Origin of the sequence: Vibrio hyugaensis, from assembly GCF_002906655.1 — a bacterium.
In the GTDB taxonomy this organism is placed as follows: domain Bacteria; phylum Pseudomonadota; class Gammaproteobacteria; order Enterobacterales; family Vibrionaceae; genus Vibrio; species Vibrio hyugaensis.
In genome coordinates this window covers 1,164,069-1,180,645 of record NZ_CP025794.1, presented here as the reverse complement: position 1 = coordinate 1,180,645, position 16,577 = coordinate 1,164,069, and the positions used below count along the sequence as shown (strand labels likewise).

Below are 16,577 nucleotides of genomic sequence, written 5' to 3'. Positions count from 1 at the left end.
TAATCCTTTATTACCAGCTGATCAGATAGTTTGAAATCAGGTTATCAATAAGCTCTTTACCATCAATAGGTTCACTAGAGAAAAACTTATCATCAACGCTTAGTAGCGTGATTCCATGTACACCGGACCACAATACGCGACTCGCTTGAAGTACTTCAGACTCAGTACGGTGCGGTGCGATTTGAGCAAGCAAGGATTCTAGCATGCCAGTCATACCGTCGATGCGTTTTGCATGCCATTCAGGAAGTTCTGCGCCATTCATATTGTGCTCAAAAACTAACTGCCAACGATGTGGGTGTTTTTGCGCGAAATCGTGATAACAATAAGCCAGTTCAAATAAGGCCTGGTGGGCATCTTTACTGTTCTTGGTCGCTTTCACTGCATTTTGTTGTAGCTCATCTAACGTTTGAGCAACCGCGTGTAAAAGCAACAAGTTATAGTTGCCGAAAATGTTTACTAAAGTGCTTGGCACGTAACCAATCATGTTAGCAATCTTACGAAGACTGAGCTCGTGGTAAGAGTTTTCGTCTAAAAAGTCTTTGACCGTAGTAAGGGTCAAGTTGACTAACTCTTCTCTGGTGTGATCGTTTCTGCGCGCCATAATCTAAAACTACTTATTGAACAACGTTCAATATGATAGACAGCTACTGAATCACCGTCAATAACACAAACCAGTCAGAAACCTATTGCTTGGCAATATTCTGATACATGTCTTCTATTATGGAATGTTTCATTGTTGTATCTGACGGAGTATGATGGTCACATCTCATATTTAGCGTGCTACTGATATGGATGCTTGTTTGCTTCATCATCAATCAGCATGATTAAGTACATATCGTCAATTTTAAGGATAACGATGAAACGTTTATTTTCGATTGTCGCCCTACTGATGTTTACTGTTGCCGTAACGCCTATCGCAGAAGCGAAGAAATTTGGTGGTGGTAAGTCTTTTGGTAAGAGTTACAAAACCGCGCCTGCTCCTAAACAGCAGCAACAAAACACAAACACCATTGGTAAAGAACAAGGTGCTAAATCATCAAGCAAAAAAGGTTTGATGGGCGGCTTACTTGGTGGTCTTCTTGCTGGTGGTCTTCTGGCAGCATTCTTTGGTGGTGCGTTTGAAGGTATCCAGTTTATGGATATCCTAATCATTGGTTTGATCGCATTCGTTATCTTCAAACTGATGCGAGGCATGCTTGGTGCTAAGCAGGGCAGTATGAATCAGCATCGTCAGCAGCCAGCCTTTGGTGGTAACAACACGAAGTTCGAGCAGCCAAACATGCAGAATTTTGAACAACAACCAAACACAAATGCTGGCGGCTTTGGTGGTTTCGGCTCCCAAACTGATATTCCGCACAACTACCCACCGGGCTTTGACCAAGCAGCGTTCATTAATGGCTCTCGTGAGCATTACCGAATTCTGCAAGGTGCTTGGAACCACAATCAGCTGCACACGATTGAAGAATACGTTTCGGCAAGCCTGTTTGAAGACTTGAAAGCAGAACGTGCGAAGTTAGATGGTGAGCAGCACACAGATGTGATGTACGTTGATGCTGAAATTGTTCGTGCAGATTATGATGCAAGTAAGGCACAGCTCAGCTTACAGTTCAGTGGTCGTTACCGTGATGCTGAAGAAGGTGTCGAAGAAGAAATCGAAGATATCTGGCACCTAGAGCGTGACCTAACTGTGCCAAATGCACCGTGGTTGATCGTCGGTATTCAAGGTTAATTATCTTAAGTATTCAATTTAGTCTTAATAAAATCCCGCTTTCGTGCGGGATTTTTTATGCCTGAAGATCAGAGACTCTAAATCTATCGAGACAGGACGAGTGGTTGAAGTCGACTTTAATAGGGTTCGATGAGTCGCACAGTAAGGAATGGTGAAGATAAAGCTAACGGAGATGATCAATGGCTTGATTCCATTGACCTAAATAAACCAACTAACACTTGGATTCGCTCTCAAGCAGAGCTAGTTAAAAGTACCTAGGTGTCGTACTACTTAACGAAAGATCACTAAGAATCGCGCGTTGAGTGAGGCTAGATTTAGCCAAATAGTTAGGTAAGCCATTGAAAAGCTATAGCTATAGAACGAAAAAAGCCAGCTCAATGAGCTGGCTTTTTCAATATGGTGGAGGGGGACGGATTCGAACCATCGAAGGCAGTGCCGGCAGATTTACAGTCTGCTCCCTTTGGCCACTCGGGAACCCCTCCAGGGTGTTTTATACTTAAAAAGTGTTTTCCCAACACGCTTTTCAAGTTGTTCTTATGTTTAAAGGAAAAACACAAGAAAGAATATGGTGGAGGGGGACGGATTCGAACCATCGAAGGCAGTGCCGGCAGATTTACAGTCTGCTCCCTTTGGCCACTCGGGAACCCCTCCAGGGTGTTTTATACTTGAAAGTTAGTTTCCCAACCTAGCTTCCAAGTTGTTCTCATGTTTAAAGGAAAAACATAAGAAAGAATATGGTGGAGGGGGACGGATTCGAACCATCGAAGGCAGTGCCGGCAGATTTACAGTCTGCTCCCTTTGGCCACTCGGGAACCCCTCCAGGGTGTTTTTATACTTAAAAGTTAGTTTCCCAACCTAGCTTCCAAGTTGTTCTCACGTTTAAAGGAAAAACATAAGAAAGAATATGGTGGAGGGGGACGGATTCGAACCATCGAAGGCAGTGCCGGCAGATTTACAGTCTGCTCCCTTTGGCCACTCGGGAACCCCTCCAGGGTGTTTTATACTTGAAAATTAGTTTCCCAACCTAGCTTCCAAGTTGTTCTCACGTTTAAAAGAAAAACATAAGAAAGAATATGGTGGAGGGGGACGGATTCGAACCATCGAAGGCAGTGCCGGCAGATTTACAGTCTGCTCCCTTTGGCCACTCGGGAACCCCTCCAGGGTGTTTTTATACTTAAAAGTTAGTTTCCCAACCTAGCTTCCAAGTTGTTCTCACGTTTAAAGGAAAAACATAAGAAAGAATATGGTGGAGGGGGACGGATTCGAACCATCGAAGGCAGTGCCGGCAGATTTACAGTCTGCTCCCTTTGGCCACTCGGGAACCCCTCCAGGGTATTTTTATACTTAAGTTTGTTTTCCCAACACATCTCTCAAGTGCGGAGCGCATCATAGCAAACTCGCTCCGGCTGTAAAGCGTTTTTCTTACGTTTTTACGTTGAATGCTGCCTTTTTGGGCAAAGATGGTAGAAAGTCAGCGTTTTGTATGTCGTTTATACAAAAGGAAAACCTACTTTTTACTTGAATTTACACTACTTGACGTTAGTAGACGTATCTACTGATAAACTGTATTCAGTTTAATGACATAAGTTTATTCGATTAATAGTCAAGATTATGAGTATGAGAGCCACTTTATCTGTTTTAACGCTTTCTATTTTAATGGTTTCACCAGCAGCTTTTGCTGCCAAACGTGGTCCATCAACAGTTACGGTGGTAACTGAGCAAGTAGAAACGCATGAAATTAACCAATCTTTGTCACTGATCGGCAAATTAGAATCAGCCAAGTCTGTGGTTGTTGCGTCTGAGGTTTCTGGCAAGGTGAAACAAATCGCCGTTAACGCCAATCAAAACGTTCAGCAAAACCAGCTTTTGATTCAACTTAATGATGATAAAGCACAAGCTGCATTAATAGAGGCAAAAGCATACCTAAAAGATGAGCAGCGTAAGTTAAAAGAGTTTCAGCGTTTGGTAAAACGTAACGCGATTACTCAAACTGAAATTGATGGGCAAAAGGCGAGTGTTGAAATTGCAGAAGCGCGCCTAGATGCAGCCAAAGCCAACTTAGCGGATCTCCATATCAGTGCGCCTTTTGCCGGTACAGTAGGTTTCATCGATTTTAGTAAAGGTAAGATGGTCAGTGCGGGCACAGAGTTACTGACTCTGGATGATCTTTCGGTTATGGAGTTGGACCTTCAAGTTCCGGAGCGTTACTTATCTATGTTGTCGGTCGGTATGGAAGTGCATGCCACAACCAGTGCTTGGAACAATCAAGAATTTGTCGGCAAGGTTACAGGTATTGATACTCGAATCAGTGCTGAAACCCTCAACTTGCGTGTTCGTATCGAGTTTGATAACCCAGAAAATCACCTAAAGCCAGGCATGTTAATGAATGCCTCTTTGGTATTCCCGGCTATTGAAGCGCCAATCATTCCGGTTCAAGCTCTGGAATACTCAGGTACTAAGCGTTTTGTATACGTGATTGATGAAGACAACAAAGCAATGCGTCAGGAAGTCTTCCTTGGTGCGCGTGTTGATAATGAAGTGGTGATCGAATCGGGCGTCGAAATCGGCGATAAGATTGTCGTTCAAGGTATCGTAAACATGCGTGATGGTGTTGAAGTAACAGAAATTGTTGCGCCAACTCAATCGAAGACCGTGAATGCTCCAGATGCAAAAGGCAAAGCGGCTAAGGAAGCGAATTAATGTTACTCTCTGACGTTTCCGTAAAGCGCCCCGTCGCTGCACTGGTATTGAGTATGCTGCTGTGTGTATTCGGCTTTGTGTCGTTTACTAAGCTTGCAGTGCGTGAAATGCCAGATATCGAAAGCCCTGTGGTTTCGATTAGCACGCGTTACGAAGGGGCTTCTGCCACCATTATTGAAAGCCAGATAACGTCTGTGTTGGAAGATCAGCTTTCTGGTATTAGTGGCATTGATGAAATTAGCTCGACGACGCGCAACAGCATGTCACGTATCACCATTACTTTTGAGTTAGGTTATGACTTAAATACCGGTGTGAGTGATGTTCGTGATGCGGTAGCTCGTGCTCAACGCTCCTTGCCTGATGAAGCTGACGATCCCGTTGTTTACAAGAACAATGGTTCTGGTGAAGCCTCGTTATATATCAACCTCAGTTCTTCAGAGATGGATCGTACCCAGCTAACCGACTACGCTGAGCGTGTGTTGATGGACCGCTTCAGTTTGATCTCGGGTGTGAGCTCGATCGACCTTTCGGGTGGTCTGTACAAGGTAATGTATGTGAAGCTCAAGCCAGACCTGATGGCTGGCCGCTCGGTGACGGCTTCTGATATCACGGCTGCATTACGTAGTGAGAACTTAGAAAGTCCGGGTGGTGAAGTCCGTAACGATTCAACCGTGATGTCTGTTCGTACTGCGCGTACATACAATACACCAGAAGACTTTCAATACTTGGTCGTTAAGCGAGCGAGCGATAACACACCTATTTATCTAAAAGACGTTGCGGACGTGTTCATCGGTGCTGAAAACGAAAACTCGACCTTTAAAAGTGATGGTATCGTTAACATAAGCTTGGGTGTGATTCCGCAATCAGATGCTAACCCGTTAGAAGTGGCGAAGTCCGTGCGCTCAGAAGTGGATGAAATCCAGCAATTCTTGCCAGATGGTACTCGTCTTGCGATCGACTACGATGCGACTGTTTTTATCGAACGTTCAATTGAAGAGGTTTATAGCACACTATTTATTACAGGTGGCCTCGTAATCTTAGTGCTGTACATCTTTATTGGTCAGGCTCGTGCCACACTTATTCCAGCGGTAACCGTACCGGTTTCTCTGATTTCTTCATTCATTGCGGCTTATTACTTTGGCTTCTCAATCAACCTGATTACCTTGATGGCTTTGATTCTGTCTATTGGTCTGGTTGTGGATGATGCCATCGTAGTGGTAGAGAACATCTTCCACCATATTGAACGAGGTGAATCTCCTTTATTGGCGGCATATAAAGGAACCCGTGAAGTAGGGTTTGCTGTTGTTGCTACCACCTTGGTTCTGGTGATGGTATTCCTGCCGATTTCGTTCATGGATGGCATGGTTGGTTTGCTGTTTACCGAGTTCTCAGTCTTACTGGCAATGTCTGTGATCTTCTCATCTTTGATCGCTCTGACTCTAACGCCAGTATTAGGAAGCCAGATCCTAAAAGCAAACGTGAAGCCAAATCGTTTCAACCAAGCGGTAGATAAGTTGTTTGCCAAGCTGGAGTCTGGTTACCGCAATGCCCTGAAAGGCGCACTAAAAGTACGTTGGGCTGCTCCAGTAGTTATCTTGGCGTGTATGGGCGGCAGTTACTTCTTGATGAATCAAGTGCCAGCGCAGCTAACGCCACAAGAAGACCGTGGGGTCATCTTTGCTTTTGTTCGCGGTGCGGATGCGACCTCCTACAACCGTATGTCTGCGAACATGGACATTGTAGAAGATCGTCTAATGCCAATGTTGGGTGAAGGTTTCCTGAAGTCATTCAGCATTCAAACTCCAGCATTTGGTGGTCAAGCCGGTGACCAAACGGGCTTCGTTATCATGATTTTAGAAGACTGGAATGAGCGTGATGTGACGGCGCAAGAAGCGCTCAACCAAGTTCGTAAGTCATTAGGGGGGATACCTGACGTTCGTGTGTTCCCATTCATGCCAGGCTTCCGTGGTGGCTCGAGTGAACCGGTTCAATTTGTTCTTGGTGGTTCGGATTATGATGAACTATTGGTCTGGGCGGAAATGCTCAAGAACAAAGCCGAAGAATCTCCAATGATGGAAGGTGCGGAGATCGATTACTCTGAGAAAACGCCTGAGCTGTTGGTGTCTGTTGATAAACGTCGTGCCGCAGAACTTGGTGTCAGTGTTCAAGATATCTCGGATACCTTAGAGATCATGCTAGGTGGTAAGAGTGAGACCACGTACGTTGATCGCGGTGAAGAATACGATGTGTATTTACGTGGTGATGAAAACAGCTTCAACAATGCTGCTGATTTGAGCCAGATTTACTTACGCACCAACAGCGGTGAGCTAGTGACCCTAGATACGGTTACTAAAGTCGAAGAAGTGGCGGCATCAATTCGTCTGTCCCACTACAACAAACAGAAGTCGATCACCATTACTGCTAACCTATCGGAAGGTTACACCCTAGGTGAGGCGCTAGATTTCTTAGATCAAGAAGCGATTGATAACCTGCCGGGTGATATTTCGGTCAGTTACTCTGGTGAGTCGAAAGACTTTAAAGAAAACCAAGCCAGTGTTGCCGTTGTATTTGCCTTGGCATTACTTGTTGCATACCTAGTATTGGCAGCGCAGTTTGAAAGCTTCGTCAACCCACTGGTGGTAATGTTCACCGTGCCTATGGGCGTATTTGGTGGCTTCCTTGGGTTGGTCGTCATGAGTCAAGGAATGAACATCTACAGCCAAATCGGCATGATTATGTTGATCGGTATGGTAACCAAAAACGGTATTTTGATCGTTGAGTTTGCTAACCAGCTACGTGACCGTGGTATCGAGTTTGAAAAAGCGATCACTGATGCGGCAGCTCGCCGTCTGCGTCCTATCATGATGACGGCATTTACGACGCTAGCTGGTGCTATTCCTTTGATCATGTCAACAGGAGCAGGTTATGAAAGCCGTGTGGCCGTCGGTACCGTTATCTTCTTCGGTATGGGGTTTGCGACGTTAGTTACACTGTTTGTTATCCCTGCGATGTATCGATTGATCTCTGCGAAGACGCGTTCCCCTGGTTATGTTGAAGCTGAGCTGAATAAAGCGCTTAGCCATGATACGAAGGGACGTATCGCGCACCCTTAACCAAACTCTAAAACACAAAAGCCGAGGCAATGACCTCGGCTTTTCTTTGTCTCCAATTTTGGGTTTTAAAACCAGCTTGGAGCGTTCGATTAGAAGCGTTTACCCAAGCTCACTTGCACGCCTTCATAGCTGTCGTAGAAGTCATCAAAGCCCATGTCTGCAACGTTGTAGATGTATTCTGCACGTAGCCAAATATCTTTACTCATATCCCAATGGACACCTGCACCAATGTTGAATAGTGCACCAGAATCGTCTGTGACTTTTTGTTCGTTTGGAACATACATTTCAGCTTGAGTGCCAAGCGCGGTTACGCGGCCAAATAGTGACAGTGGCGTATCGCCTAAGTTATCACTCGTTACAACAGCAGACATACCTGCTTGGTAATAGTGAAGGTCTAAGTCAGTTTTTAGAGCATCATTCTTAAGTTCATTTTGTGAATAACGCAGTACCCCTTCAAATGCGAGGTATTGGTTTACATGGTAACCCCAGCCAACCGTAATGTGAGGTGTCGACCAGCCACTGTCGCGATCAGAACCAAAATTCGGAGTGTCAAAACCAACATTACCTGTGCCTAGGTATAAGTAGGATTGGTGAGTTTGCTCTTGAGCTGCGAAAGTTGGCAGACTCAGGGTCAGTGCCGATAATATTAGAATGGCGTTTTTCATAACTTGGCGATAACCTTTGTGAAGAACTGTTTTTAGAATTAGTATTAATTTAATCAATAAGATAAGTGGCATTTATCATATCAGTCTTTTGGGTGAGTATGCGATGTTGAGCGAAAATTTGTTGTGATGGCGCAAGTTTTAAGCAGATCAAACTCGCTCATTTCTCTGCTATGAGCTGTGAGATAAATAAAAGGAAAGTAAAGTGGCTGAATTCAAATACAAAAATCTAACTCAAGAAGAACAAGACAAGCTGGACGCGGCAACATTTCGTCGTCTTCTTGCACATTTAGATGCAAACAAAGACGTGCAAAACATCGACCTTATGATACTTGCTGGTTTCTGTCGTAACTGTTTCAGCAAATGGTACAAGGCAGAAGCGGAAGATCTTGGTGTGGATATCGACATCGATGATGCTCGTGAGCGCGTTTATGGTATGACTTACGATGAGTGGAAACAAAACCACCAGCCAAAAGCGACACCAGAACAGTTGGCGGCATTTGAAGCGCGTCAGAAAAAGTAATAGACACCATTTAAGCAGATACAAAACAGCCCGCTCATTTCAGCGGGCTGTTTCTTTATTCTCAGCGAAAATCACTCAGTGATTGGGCCGCAACATGCGGGTTCCACACAGCCTTCTGCTTGAATAATCTCAAGTTGAGCAAGATACGGTTGGATATCACCGATGTTCTCTTTTACCCAATCAGCATTGTAGTAAGTATCTAGGTAGCGTTCTCCAGAGTCACAAAGCAAAGTAACGATAGAGCCGTTTTCACCACGCTTTTTCATCTCACATGCAAGCTGTAACACGCCGTACAGGTTGGTACCTGTTGATGCGCCAACTTTACGACCAATCAGACCTGATAGCCAATGTGCTGTCGCCACGCTTGCTGCATCAGGGATTTTACGCATTTCGTCTACGACGCCAGCAATGAAGCTCGGCTCAACACGTGGACGGCCGATACCTTCGATTTTGCTACCGTTTTCACCTTTGATATCGGCATTACCAGACTGGAAGTAGTCAAAGAATACTGAGTTCTCAGGGTCAACAACACACAGTTTTGTGTCGTATTTTTGGTAACGGATAAAGCGGCCGATAGTGGCAGAAGTACCGCCAGTGCCTGGGCTCATCACCACCCAGCTAGGGATTGGGTGATCTTCTAGCTCCATTTGGCTAAAGATAGAGTTCGCGATGTTGTTGTTACCACGCCAGTCCGTTGCACGTTCAGCATAGGTAAATTGGTCCATATAGTGACCGTTTAGCTCTTTTGCTAAGCGACGAGATTCATCATAAATTTGGTCTGAACGGTCAACAAGGTGCGCTTTGCCGCCGTAGAATTCGATTTGTTCAATTTTCTTACGTGCTGTGGTTTTTGGCATTACCGCAATAAATGGCAAACCAAGGAGACGCGCGAAATAAGCTTCAGAAACCGCTGTACTGCCTGATGATGCTTCAATCACCGTGGTTTCTGGACCAACCCAGCCGTTACAAATTGCATAAAGGAATAGCGAACGCGCTAAACGGTGCTTTAATGAACCTGTAGGGTGCGTGCTTTCATCTTTCAAATAAATGTCGATGCCTTCAAGAGAAGGAAGATCAAGTTTGAAAAGATGAGTGTCTGCTGAGCGTTGGAAATCAGCTTCAATCTTACGCACTGCGTTGTTGATCCAGTTGTGGTCAGTACACATAACGTGTCTCCTCGGAATTTTGTAGGGTAGTTGTTTTTGTCTATAGGAATAATCTACCTATAAATGTAGAGAAAAACTTTGCTATTATTGTTTTGATATTCACTAATGATAGAAAAAAATTCTACTTTGTAAGGTTTTTATAGGAATGAGCTTAGATAAAATCGACAAAACGTTACTTTCTTTACTTCAAACCGATGGCACCTTGTCTTTGAACGACTTAGCTGAGCGGGTGAATTTAACCACAACACCTTGTTGGAAGCGGATGAAGAAGCTAGAAGATGAAGGTTACATAGAAAAGCGAGTCGCGTTGCTGAATGCAGAAAAACTTGATTTGTCATTCATCGCTTTTGTCCAATTAAAGACCAGTGATCACTCTGAAGATTGGTATCACCATTTTGTTACCACCGTGAGTGATTTCCCTGAAGTGATGGAGTTTTATCGTATGGCGGGTGAATACGACTATATGATGAAGGTATTGGTTAAAGACATGAAGTGTTTTGACGAGTTTTACAAGCGGCTCGTCAACAGCGTAAAAGGTTTGTCGAACGTGACATCAACTTTTGCAATGGAACCGATAAAGTACACGACGGAGTTGCCTATTTACGGCGGTTAAGTGATCTGATTTAAGGTAATTGGGAATATTAGGAAGGAGCGCTTCGGCACTCCTTCTTTCGTTGCAATTTACAACAAGCTACTTGGTATAACGCATTACGCCTTCTTGAACTGCGGTAGCAACAAGGTGGCCTTGTTGGTTGTAGATCTCACCGCGAACCAAACCGCGCGTATTGCTCGCGGTTGGACTTTCAATAGCGTATAGCAACCATTCGTCCATCTTAAAAGGGCGGTGGAACCAGATTGAGTGGTCGATGGTCGCCACTTGGAAGTTTTGCGTCATCAGCGATACTTCATGCGGGTGCAGTGCTGTGGTTAAAAAGCCCCAATCAGAAGCATAAGCCAATAGATATTGATGAATGAGCTGGTTGTCTGGCATCTCACCGTTAGCACGAATCCATAGATACTGCTTCGGTTCTGTCTTTTTAGGCTTGAGAGGATTGACGATGTTCACTGGGCGAGTCTCTATCGACTTCTCTCCACAGAATGTTTTACGCAGTCTTTCTGGCAAAAACTCAGCAATATGGCTTGCGAGTTCCGATTCGGATGGAAAGTTCTCTGGCCCCGGAATGTCGGGCATCGCGTTTTGATGGTCAAACCCAGGTGTATCCCCATGGTAAGAGGCCGTAAGGTAGAAAATAGGGCGACCATTTTGAATCGCTTTCACTCGACGAGTACTAAAGCTGCGGCCATCGCGCAGGTTTTCAACATCGTAGATGATTGGTTTTTCTGGATCGCCTGGATAAAGGAAATAGCTGTGGAATGAATGCACCGTACGGGCTTCTTCTACGGTGTAACGTGCTGCGGATAACGCTTGTCCAATAACCTGACCACCATAAACTTGAGGTAAACCTAGGTTCTCGCTTTGACCACGGAACAAGCCTTCTTCTAGTTTTTCGAGTTGTAGTAGGCTGAGCAATTCTCTTAATGGTTTACTCATGATGTCTCCTCACCTTGTTTTTATTACTGCTTCAATTATGAAACAAAATCAACTGTTTGGTAATTTCTAACTTAGTCAAACTATTGTCAAATGAATCCATTTAACGCAGACAGTTTAATATTCTCCCTCTATACTTAGCGCGAATCGATACACCCGTTGAGGAAACTATGAAAAAAACACTACTACTTGTTACTTCTTTACTATTCGGTGCTGCACTAGTGGGTTGCCAAACTTCTCAAACAACAGAAATGGAATCGGCTGAGGCGTCTATGAAGACAATTACAGGTACAGTGGCTTACCGCGAGCGTATTGCACTGCCTCCACACGCAGTAGTAACGGTAGCACTTGAAGATGTTTCTTTAGCGGATGCTCCTGCGAAAGTTCTAGCGAAACAAACGTTCGAAACAGAAGGTAAACAAGTGCCTCTAGCGTTTGAACTGAGCTACAACAGCAACGATATTAAACCTAACCATCGTTATAGCCTACGTGCTCGTATCGAAGTTGATGGTAAGCTGCGCTTTATTAATGATACTAGCATTCCAGTTATCACGGATGCAGAACAAACGCACGAAGCGAACATTCGCCTTGTTGGTACGCGTTAATCGCTACCTTCAAACAAAACGAATAAAAAATGGCAGCTTAAGGCTGCCATTTATATTTTCTAAGGGATACTTTTCCGACTTCAGACACTTCGATGCCTTCTGCCTCTAGCTTGCTCTTTTGTCGTTCAAGATCTCGGCCTTTTAACGAAATCTTTCCTTGGCTATTAATGACTCGGAACCAAGGTAATTTGCTGCCTTCTGGTAGGTTACCCAGCGCTTTACCGACGTGCCTTGCATAGCCCGGATAGCCTGCCATTTTGGCAATTTCACCGTAGGTCGACACTCGCCCTGTGGGAATTTGGTGAATTACAGCAAAGATTTGCATTAAAAATTGGTCCATACTGACAGTGTCCATTGTTGTTTACCAAGGAATGGTAATACACAAGACTTGTATTTCGCTATCAGTTCTTGCTCCTTAACATCACTTACTGCTCACAAAATAACACCGTTTACGTTCCCTTTTTTTCTGAGCTGTACATTGATCTCAAAGAGTAGGTTAGCAATGCAAAAATAAGCTCAAGCTTAGCTTGAATCTAGACCCGTTCAATGACGTTATAACCGAAAGAGGTTGGCCGTTGAATTACCAAGTTGGTTGGGGAAGCCAGGAGGCGCTATGATTTTTTCGACACTTCAATTTCTTGTTACGACTATACTTGCTGTGGTGTGCGCGCGTGCCATTAGTTTAAGTGAGGGTGACATTCCTGTTATTGCTTTGATGATTCCTGCACTGTGGATCTTGCCGCAAGGGGGCTTCGCTGGCCTAGTGTTACTGGGTGCGATGACTGTCTATGGTGTTACGTTGTCTATGCAGCCGATCGCTTTATCCATTGGTACCTTAGTGCTGTTTCCGTTGCTCATGGTGGTTTTTTCTCGACGCAGCTCATTGGGCGTGTTGCTCACCGCAGGTTTGATCGTATTGACACTTCAAGTTGGCATTATGGTAACGCAGCAAGCAGGTAAGTTAGATGGTTCACCATGGCTTACTGTTTTGCAGACTCTGTCCGTTGTGGTGATGTGGTGGGCCGCGAGAAGTTGGAGACCTTCCGAAAAACACAGCTGGTGGTCGTTGTTATTGTTGCTGCCATTGTGGATAGCTGGCCTACCTTATGCGGTACTTTTGGCATTAGGTATCACAGGTATTTTAGCGTCCATGGAAGCGCTGACTAAGATTAAAAATTCAATACGCTGGGGTAAATTACTGTGTTGGACGTTACCGACAGTAGGTTTTGCCGCTTTGGTAGTCAGTCCGAATATTGAAGTGCCAAACCCTGTTTTCGTGGTTTGGATATGCTTACTTGGTACAGCATGGATGACAGACTACATCTTACGTAGTAGTGATGAGCAGGCCGAGTTATAAAATAGTTGTAAGCGCGCTGACTAAATAGTGACCCGTGCGGCAGACTCCTGATCTGATTATGAAATAATAGGCCGGATGTTATATGTTCGGCCTTTCATATTTATTGTGTATTTAAAAATAAAAATTCAATCTTAATCTCTATGGATATAGAGGCATTTTAGAAACGTTAGTCATGGTTAAAGTTGTTCAAAGGCTGTTGGTTTTTGCTTGTTTTTTACTGAGCCTGAGTCTCAAAGCAGAGCCTGTAACACCCTCTTATTATAAAGTTGCGACAGAAGCGGATGATGTCGTTACTCGAGTCCTGTTTGATGCAGTAGCAGAAAACTTTGATGTCTCGATCCAATACGTAAACTACTCCAGTTTCGATGCCATTCTTGATTCGGTAGCGACAGGTGAAAGTGATTTCGCCGCCAACATTACCTACACCGATGAGAGAGCAGCGCGGTTTAGCTATTCGCGTCCGACCAATATTGAATACACTTACCTCTATGGGGTGAGTGATACTAGTTTAAAAGACACCGCTGTTGTTGGTGTTCCCCAAGACACTATTTATCAAGACCTGATCAAACAAAACTATCCCGAAGTCATTCAGGTTCCCTATCAAGGGTATGAAGAAGCGTTGACGCTGCTACGAGCAAATCGAGTTGATGGCGTTGTTGATGCCATCAACCAACTCAAGCCTATGCTGCTTGAAGGCTTTGATGCCAAACTGCTCAACGATCACATATCAATAAAGCCTGTATCAATTGTAAGTGCGAAAGGTACCCATCTGGACGAGCTTGATCGCTTTGCTGATTTCATTCATAGCGAATCGGTGCAAAAGCTGTTACGAGAGCAAGTAGCACTGTACCAATTTGAGTTGCGTCAGACCGCGTTACGAGAGTCGTTAAAACAGCTTCCTATCGATTTAAATGAGCCGTTTAGGATCAAACTGGAGTCTATTTTTCCCTACGTTGTCTATAACGAGGATGGCTCGGTAGAGGGGATGACGGCAGATGTTGTGCTTAAGAGCTGCGATATTCTGGATCTGAATTGCGTGATTGTTGGTCAGCCAAGTGAAAGTTGGGAATCCATGTATCATCAATTTATTCGGGGTGAGTTTGATATGCTTGCTCCTTTGACGATCAGCCGAGAAAGACGAGCATTCAGTTATTTCCCGCAGCCTCATTACTCTCCGACGTCCGTGATGGTTAAGCGTCTTGGCTACAAACCCAACGTTTATTCTCATGTCTCTCAGCTGATCTCCGAACGTATTGGCGTAGTGAAAGACGATTTCTTCGATCAAATTTTGACGCAAATGCTGCCGTTAAAAGAGCTTAATCGTTTTGATTCACAGCAAGCGATGCTCGAAGCACTGCTAGCAAGAGAGATTGATTACATCGCAATGGATACCGCGATGCTCAACCACTTCTTACGCTTGAGCGAACTTATCCCCATTGAGCAAGATGATGCGATTGGTGAATTCTACCAATCAGAGCTGTCGGTTGGGCTGGCGGCGAACGAGCGCGGAGCAATTCTTGCGCCGTATTTCAGTCGCGCGATTTCTATGCTCGATCTTGAAAAAATTGTCGCGCAATACGATTTAAGGCCAGATTGGCGAACTGCATTGGAATACGAAGTACGTTTGGCCACACAAACTCAAGCAGTGTTTATCTTTGTGTTGGTGTTTGTACTTGGGGTGACATTGTATTTATATCGTCAGTCTAATACCGATAACTTAACCGGATTGAGAAATCGTCGCGCTCTGCATGTGAAGTACCGCCAAGGTGTACCAAAAGACTTAGCGATTCTTTATTTAGACATTAATCAGTTTAAGCAAATCAACGATACCTACGGACACCGAGCTGGTGATCGCGTACTGCAATTGCTGTCTCTCAAAGTACATCGAGTGTGGGCGGGTAGGAGCTACCGAATCGGAGGGGATGAATTTATTTTGCTTGGATACCCAACCGAAGTTCAATTGCAAAGAGCAATGGAGGAGCTCAGTCAGTTGGATGTCAAAGATGAGGCTTTAAATGGACTGAGTGAAGTGACTATCTCTGTCGGGGTTTCAGCTAAACGTGAGCGTAGCGTGAGTCTGGAGCAAGCCATGCATTTGGCTGATGAGAACATGTACTCCAGTAAGCAGGCGTCGCGTGATTGTTGTGACGGAAATTCCTGTCCGGCGGGGGCCTAATAGGCTGAATTGACCGAGTTTTGTGCAAACAGAAGTGAAATGGTTAAATTCGTCGCTTTAGCCCTTGCAATCTGAGAGGCGATACTGAATAATCCTCACATCATTTGAGACACGCTCTCAAAACAGAATTATGGGGCCCTGGTCCTCTCGCAACAATAGCTCGTGAACTCGGTCAGGTCCGGAAGGAAGCAGCCGCAGCGGGTGACTTGTGTGCCGGGATGTGGCTGGGGTCCCACCCTTTATGAAGCCTGCAATATATGTTCGCATAAATTGCAGGCTTTCTTCATTTCTGCATCATAAGTCTTCATATTTGCACCATAAGTCTTCATAGTCTATTTTTTGTTGTAGGTTTACAACAAAAGTCATTTTGCTATGTTCGACCAAACCAAAAAGTCATCCCACGTGCACAACATCTGTAAGTTCATGAGCTTGAAGAATGATGCTGTCGTTCGCACTCTGTCCATTTTAGAGTTTGATTTCTGTTTTCACCTTGAATACAACGCAGACATCAAAAGCTTCACCTCCCAACCTTTTGGCTTCCACTATCAATTCAATAATCGAAAGTGCCGATATACCCCCGACTTTTTGGCGACAGATCACGATGACCATTCAACTTTCTTCGAAGTAAAACACTCTAGCCAGATTCTCAAACCTGACTTCAGGGACCGATTTAAAGAGAAACAACGAGTTGCATTGAATGACTTTAACAGACGCTTAGTCTTAGTTACTGAGAAGCAAATTAGAGTGGGACCAACTTTAGATAACTTCAAGCTACTACACCGTTACTCTGGATTGCGAACCGTGACTGAGTTTCAAAAGTTAGTGTTGGCGTTTATTCAATGTAAACAAATGGTGAAGTTACAAGAGGTGTCTTTGTATTTCGGTTTATCGGAGCAGGACACACTTATCTCTACTCTACCTTGGATCTCTTCGGGACAAGTTAAAACAGACCTAAACGGCATTAACTTTGGTCTCGAAACCTACGTTTGGTGTTAAC

Annotated in this window: 14 protein-coding genes, 6 tRNA genes and 1 other RNA gene; 10 read left to right on the top strand and 11 right to left on the bottom strand. The window is 44.5% G+C overall.

Features of this window, described 5'->3' with window-relative positions; translation table 11 throughout:
* Positions 1 to 10: 10 nt before the first annotated feature.
* Positions 11 to 601, bottom strand: coding sequence for a TetR/AcrR family transcriptional regulator (locus C1S74_RS05995; protein ID WP_045403733.1), 591 nt, complete (start codon positions 599 to 601; stop codon positions 11 to 13).
* 255 nt (positions 602 to 856) lie between these two features.
* Here C1S74_RS05995 and C1S74_RS05990 point away from each other — a divergent pair, with 255 nt between their 5' ends.
* Positions 857 to 1,729: a Tim44 domain-containing protein gene (locus tag C1S74_RS05990; RefSeq protein WP_045403735.1), complete on the top strand. Its 873-nt coding sequence runs from the start codon at positions 857 to 859 to the stop codon at positions 1,727 to 1,729.
* Between the two features lie 397 nt (positions 1,730 to 2,126).
* Here C1S74_RS05990 and C1S74_RS05985 read toward each other — a convergent pair.
* From C1S74_RS05985 to C1S74_RS05960, 6 genes are all read right to left on the bottom strand, one after another.
* Positions 2,127 to 2,211: transfer RNA gene (locus C1S74_RS05985), tRNA-Tyr, on the bottom strand.
* Positions 2,212 to 2,295: 84 nt separating this feature from the next.
* Positions 2,296 to 2,380 (bottom strand) — tRNA-Tyr (locus C1S74_RS05980).
* Positions 2,381 to 2,464: 84 nt separating this feature from the next.
* A tRNA-Tyr gene (locus tag C1S74_RS05975) sits at positions 2,465 to 2,549 on the bottom strand.
* Positions 2,550 to 2,634: 85 nt separating this feature from the next.
* A tRNA-Tyr gene (locus C1S74_RS05970) sits at positions 2,635 to 2,719 on the bottom strand.
* A gap of 84 nt (positions 2,720 to 2,803) precedes the next feature.
* Positions 2,804 to 2,888 (bottom strand) — tRNA-Tyr (locus C1S74_RS05965).
* Positions 2,889 to 2,973: 85 nt separating this feature from the next.
* Positions 2,974 to 3,058: transfer RNA gene (locus tag C1S74_RS05960), tRNA-Tyr, on the bottom strand.
* A 282-nt stretch (positions 3,059 to 3,340) separates the two neighbouring features.
* Between C1S74_RS05960 and C1S74_RS05955 the strand changes: the two genes are divergently transcribed.
* On the top strand, positions 3,341 to 4,429 hold the full coding sequence (locus C1S74_RS05955; protein WP_045403545.1) for an efflux RND transporter periplasmic adaptor subunit: 1,089 nt from the start codon (positions 3,341 to 3,343) through the stop codon (positions 4,427 to 4,429).
* Complete coding sequence (vmeF, locus tag C1S74_RS05950; RefSeq protein ID WP_045403549.1) at positions 4,429 to 7,542, top strand: multidrug efflux RND transporter permease subunit VmeF; 3,114 nt, start codon at positions 4,429 to 4,431, stop codon at positions 7,540 to 7,542. Before C1S74_RS05955 ends, vmeF begins: the two co-directional genes overlap by 1 nt.
* 89 nt (positions 7,543 to 7,631) lie before the next feature.
* Here the strand turns inward: vmeF and C1S74_RS05945 are convergent, their stop codons facing one another.
* On the bottom strand, positions 7,632 to 8,207 hold the full coding sequence (locus C1S74_RS05945; RefSeq protein ID WP_038866614.1) for a porin family protein: 576 nt from the start codon (positions 8,205 to 8,207) through the stop codon (positions 7,632 to 7,634).
* Positions 8,208 to 8,409: 202 nt separating this feature from the next.
* Here C1S74_RS05945 and C1S74_RS05940 point away from each other — a divergent pair, with 202 nt between their 5' ends.
* Positions 8,410 to 8,727, top strand: a complete 318-nt coding sequence (locus C1S74_RS05940) for a DUF1244 domain-containing protein (protein WP_005431642.1) — start codon at positions 8,410 to 8,412, stop codon at positions 8,725 to 8,727.
* A 71-nt stretch (positions 8,728 to 8,798) separates the two neighbouring features.
* Here C1S74_RS05940 and C1S74_RS05935 read toward each other — a convergent pair whose 3' ends face one another.
* Positions 8,799 to 9,893 carry a PLP-dependent cysteine synthase family protein gene (locus C1S74_RS05935; RefSeq protein WP_045403551.1) on the bottom strand — a complete coding sequence of 365 codons (1,095 nt, stop codon included), beginning with the start codon at positions 9,891 to 9,893 and terminating at the stop codon, positions 8,799 to 8,801.
* A 145-nt stretch (positions 9,894 to 10,038) separates the two neighbouring features.
* On the opposite strand from C1S74_RS05935, the gene C1S74_RS05930 reads away from it, so the two are divergent.
* Complete coding sequence (locus tag C1S74_RS05930) at positions 10,039 to 10,506, top strand: Lrp/AsnC family transcriptional regulator (protein WP_039978205.1); 468 nt, start codon at positions 10,039 to 10,041, stop codon at positions 10,504 to 10,506.
* A gap of 78 nt (positions 10,507 to 10,584) precedes the next feature.
* Here the strand turns inward: C1S74_RS05930 and tesB are convergent, their stop codons facing one another.
* Positions 10,585 to 11,445, bottom strand: a complete 861-nt coding sequence (gene tesB, locus C1S74_RS05925) for an acyl-CoA thioesterase II (RefSeq protein ID WP_045403554.1) — start codon at positions 11,443 to 11,445, stop codon at positions 10,585 to 10,587.
* Positions 11,446 to 11,612: 167 nt separating this feature from the next.
* Here tesB and C1S74_RS05920 point away from each other — a divergent pair, with 167 nt between their 5' ends.
* Positions 11,613 to 12,047: a YbaY family lipoprotein gene (locus C1S74_RS05920; protein WP_038875861.1), complete on the top strand. Its 435-nt coding sequence runs from the start codon at positions 11,613 to 11,615 to the stop codon at positions 12,045 to 12,047.
* 37 nt (positions 12,048 to 12,084) lie between these two features.
* Here the strand turns inward: C1S74_RS05920 and C1S74_RS05915 are convergent, their stop codons facing one another.
* Positions 12,085 to 12,387: a DNA base-flipping protein gene (locus C1S74_RS05915; protein WP_038876030.1), complete on the bottom strand. Its 303-nt coding sequence runs from the start codon at positions 12,385 to 12,387 to the stop codon at positions 12,085 to 12,087.
* 273 nt (positions 12,388 to 12,660) lie between these two features.
* On the opposite strand from C1S74_RS05915, the gene C1S74_RS05910 reads away from it, so the two are divergent.
* From C1S74_RS05910 to C1S74_RS05895, 4 genes are all read left to right on the top strand, one after another.
* On the top strand, positions 12,661 to 13,404 hold the full coding sequence (locus tag C1S74_RS05910; RefSeq protein WP_045403557.1) for a VP0952 family biofilm-associated protein: 744 nt from the start codon (positions 12,661 to 12,663) through the stop codon (positions 13,402 to 13,404).
* Between the two features lie 172 nt (positions 13,405 to 13,576).
* The gene (locus C1S74_RS05905) at positions 13,577 to 15,580 is read left to right on the top strand and encodes a GGDEF domain-containing protein (protein WP_045403560.1); all 2,004 of its coding nucleotides are present in this window, start codon (positions 13,577 to 13,579) and stop codon (positions 15,578 to 15,580) included.
* Between the two features lie 136 nt (positions 15,581 to 15,716).
* An RNA gene (ffs, locus tag C1S74_RS05900) (signal recognition particle sRNA small type) lies at positions 15,717 to 15,813 on the top strand.
* A gap of 139 nt (positions 15,814 to 15,952) precedes the next feature.
* Positions 15,953 to 16,576, top strand: coding sequence for a TnsA endonuclease N-terminal domain-containing protein (locus C1S74_RS05895; RefSeq protein ID WP_045403563.1), 624 nt, complete (start codon positions 15,953 to 15,955; stop codon positions 16,574 to 16,576).
* Position 16,577 lies beyond the last annotated feature (1 nt).

What these genes read in the sequence shown, in the direction of transcription:
- C1S74_RS05995 (WP_045403733.1), bottom strand. Translation starts at nt 601, where the DNA reads ATGGCGCGCAGAAACGATCACACCAGAGAAGAGTTAGTCAACTTGACC.
- C1S74_RS05990 (WP_045403735.1), top strand. Translation starts at nt 857, where the DNA reads ATGAAACGTTTATTTTCGATTGTCGCCCTACTGATGTTTACTGTTGCC.
- C1S74_RS05955 (WP_045403545.1), top strand. Translation starts at nt 3,341, where the DNA reads ATGAGTATGAGAGCCACTTTATCTGTTTTAACGCTTTCTATTTTAATG.
- vmeF (WP_045403549.1), top strand. Translation starts at nt 4,429, where the DNA reads ATGTTACTCTCTGACGTTTCCGTAAAGCGCCCCGTCGCTGCACTGGTA.
- C1S74_RS05945 (WP_038866614.1), bottom strand. Translation starts at nt 8,207, where the DNA reads ATGAAAAACGCCATTCTAATATTATCGGCACTGACCCTGAGTCTGCCA.
- C1S74_RS05935 (WP_045403551.1), bottom strand. Translation starts at nt 9,893, where the DNA reads ATGTGTACTGACCACAACTGGATCAACAACGCAGTGCGTAAGATTGAA.
- C1S74_RS05930 (WP_039978205.1), top strand. Translation starts at nt 10,039, where the DNA reads ATGAGCTTAGATAAAATCGACAAAACGTTACTTTCTTTACTTCAAACC.
- tesB (WP_045403554.1), bottom strand. Translation starts at nt 11,445, where the DNA reads ATGAGTAAACCATTAAGAGAATTGCTCAGCCTACTACAACTCGAAAAA.
- C1S74_RS05920 (WP_038875861.1), top strand. Translation starts at nt 11,613, where the DNA reads ATGAAAAAAACACTACTACTTGTTACTTCTTTACTATTCGGTGCTGCA.
- C1S74_RS05915 (WP_038876030.1), bottom strand. Translation starts at nt 12,387, where the DNA reads ATGGACCAATTTTTAATGCAAATCTTTGCTGTAATTCACCAAATTCCC.
- C1S74_RS05910 (WP_045403557.1), top strand. Translation starts at nt 12,661, where the DNA reads ATGATTTTTTCGACACTTCAATTTCTTGTTACGACTATACTTGCTGTG.
- C1S74_RS05905 (WP_045403560.1), top strand. Translation starts at nt 13,577, where the DNA reads ATGGTTAAAGTTGTTCAAAGGCTGTTGGTTTTTGCTTGTTTTTTACTG.
- C1S74_RS05895 (WP_045403563.1), top strand. Translation starts at nt 15,953, where the DNA reads ATGTTCGACCAAACCAAAAAGTCATCCCACGTGCACAACATCTGTAAG.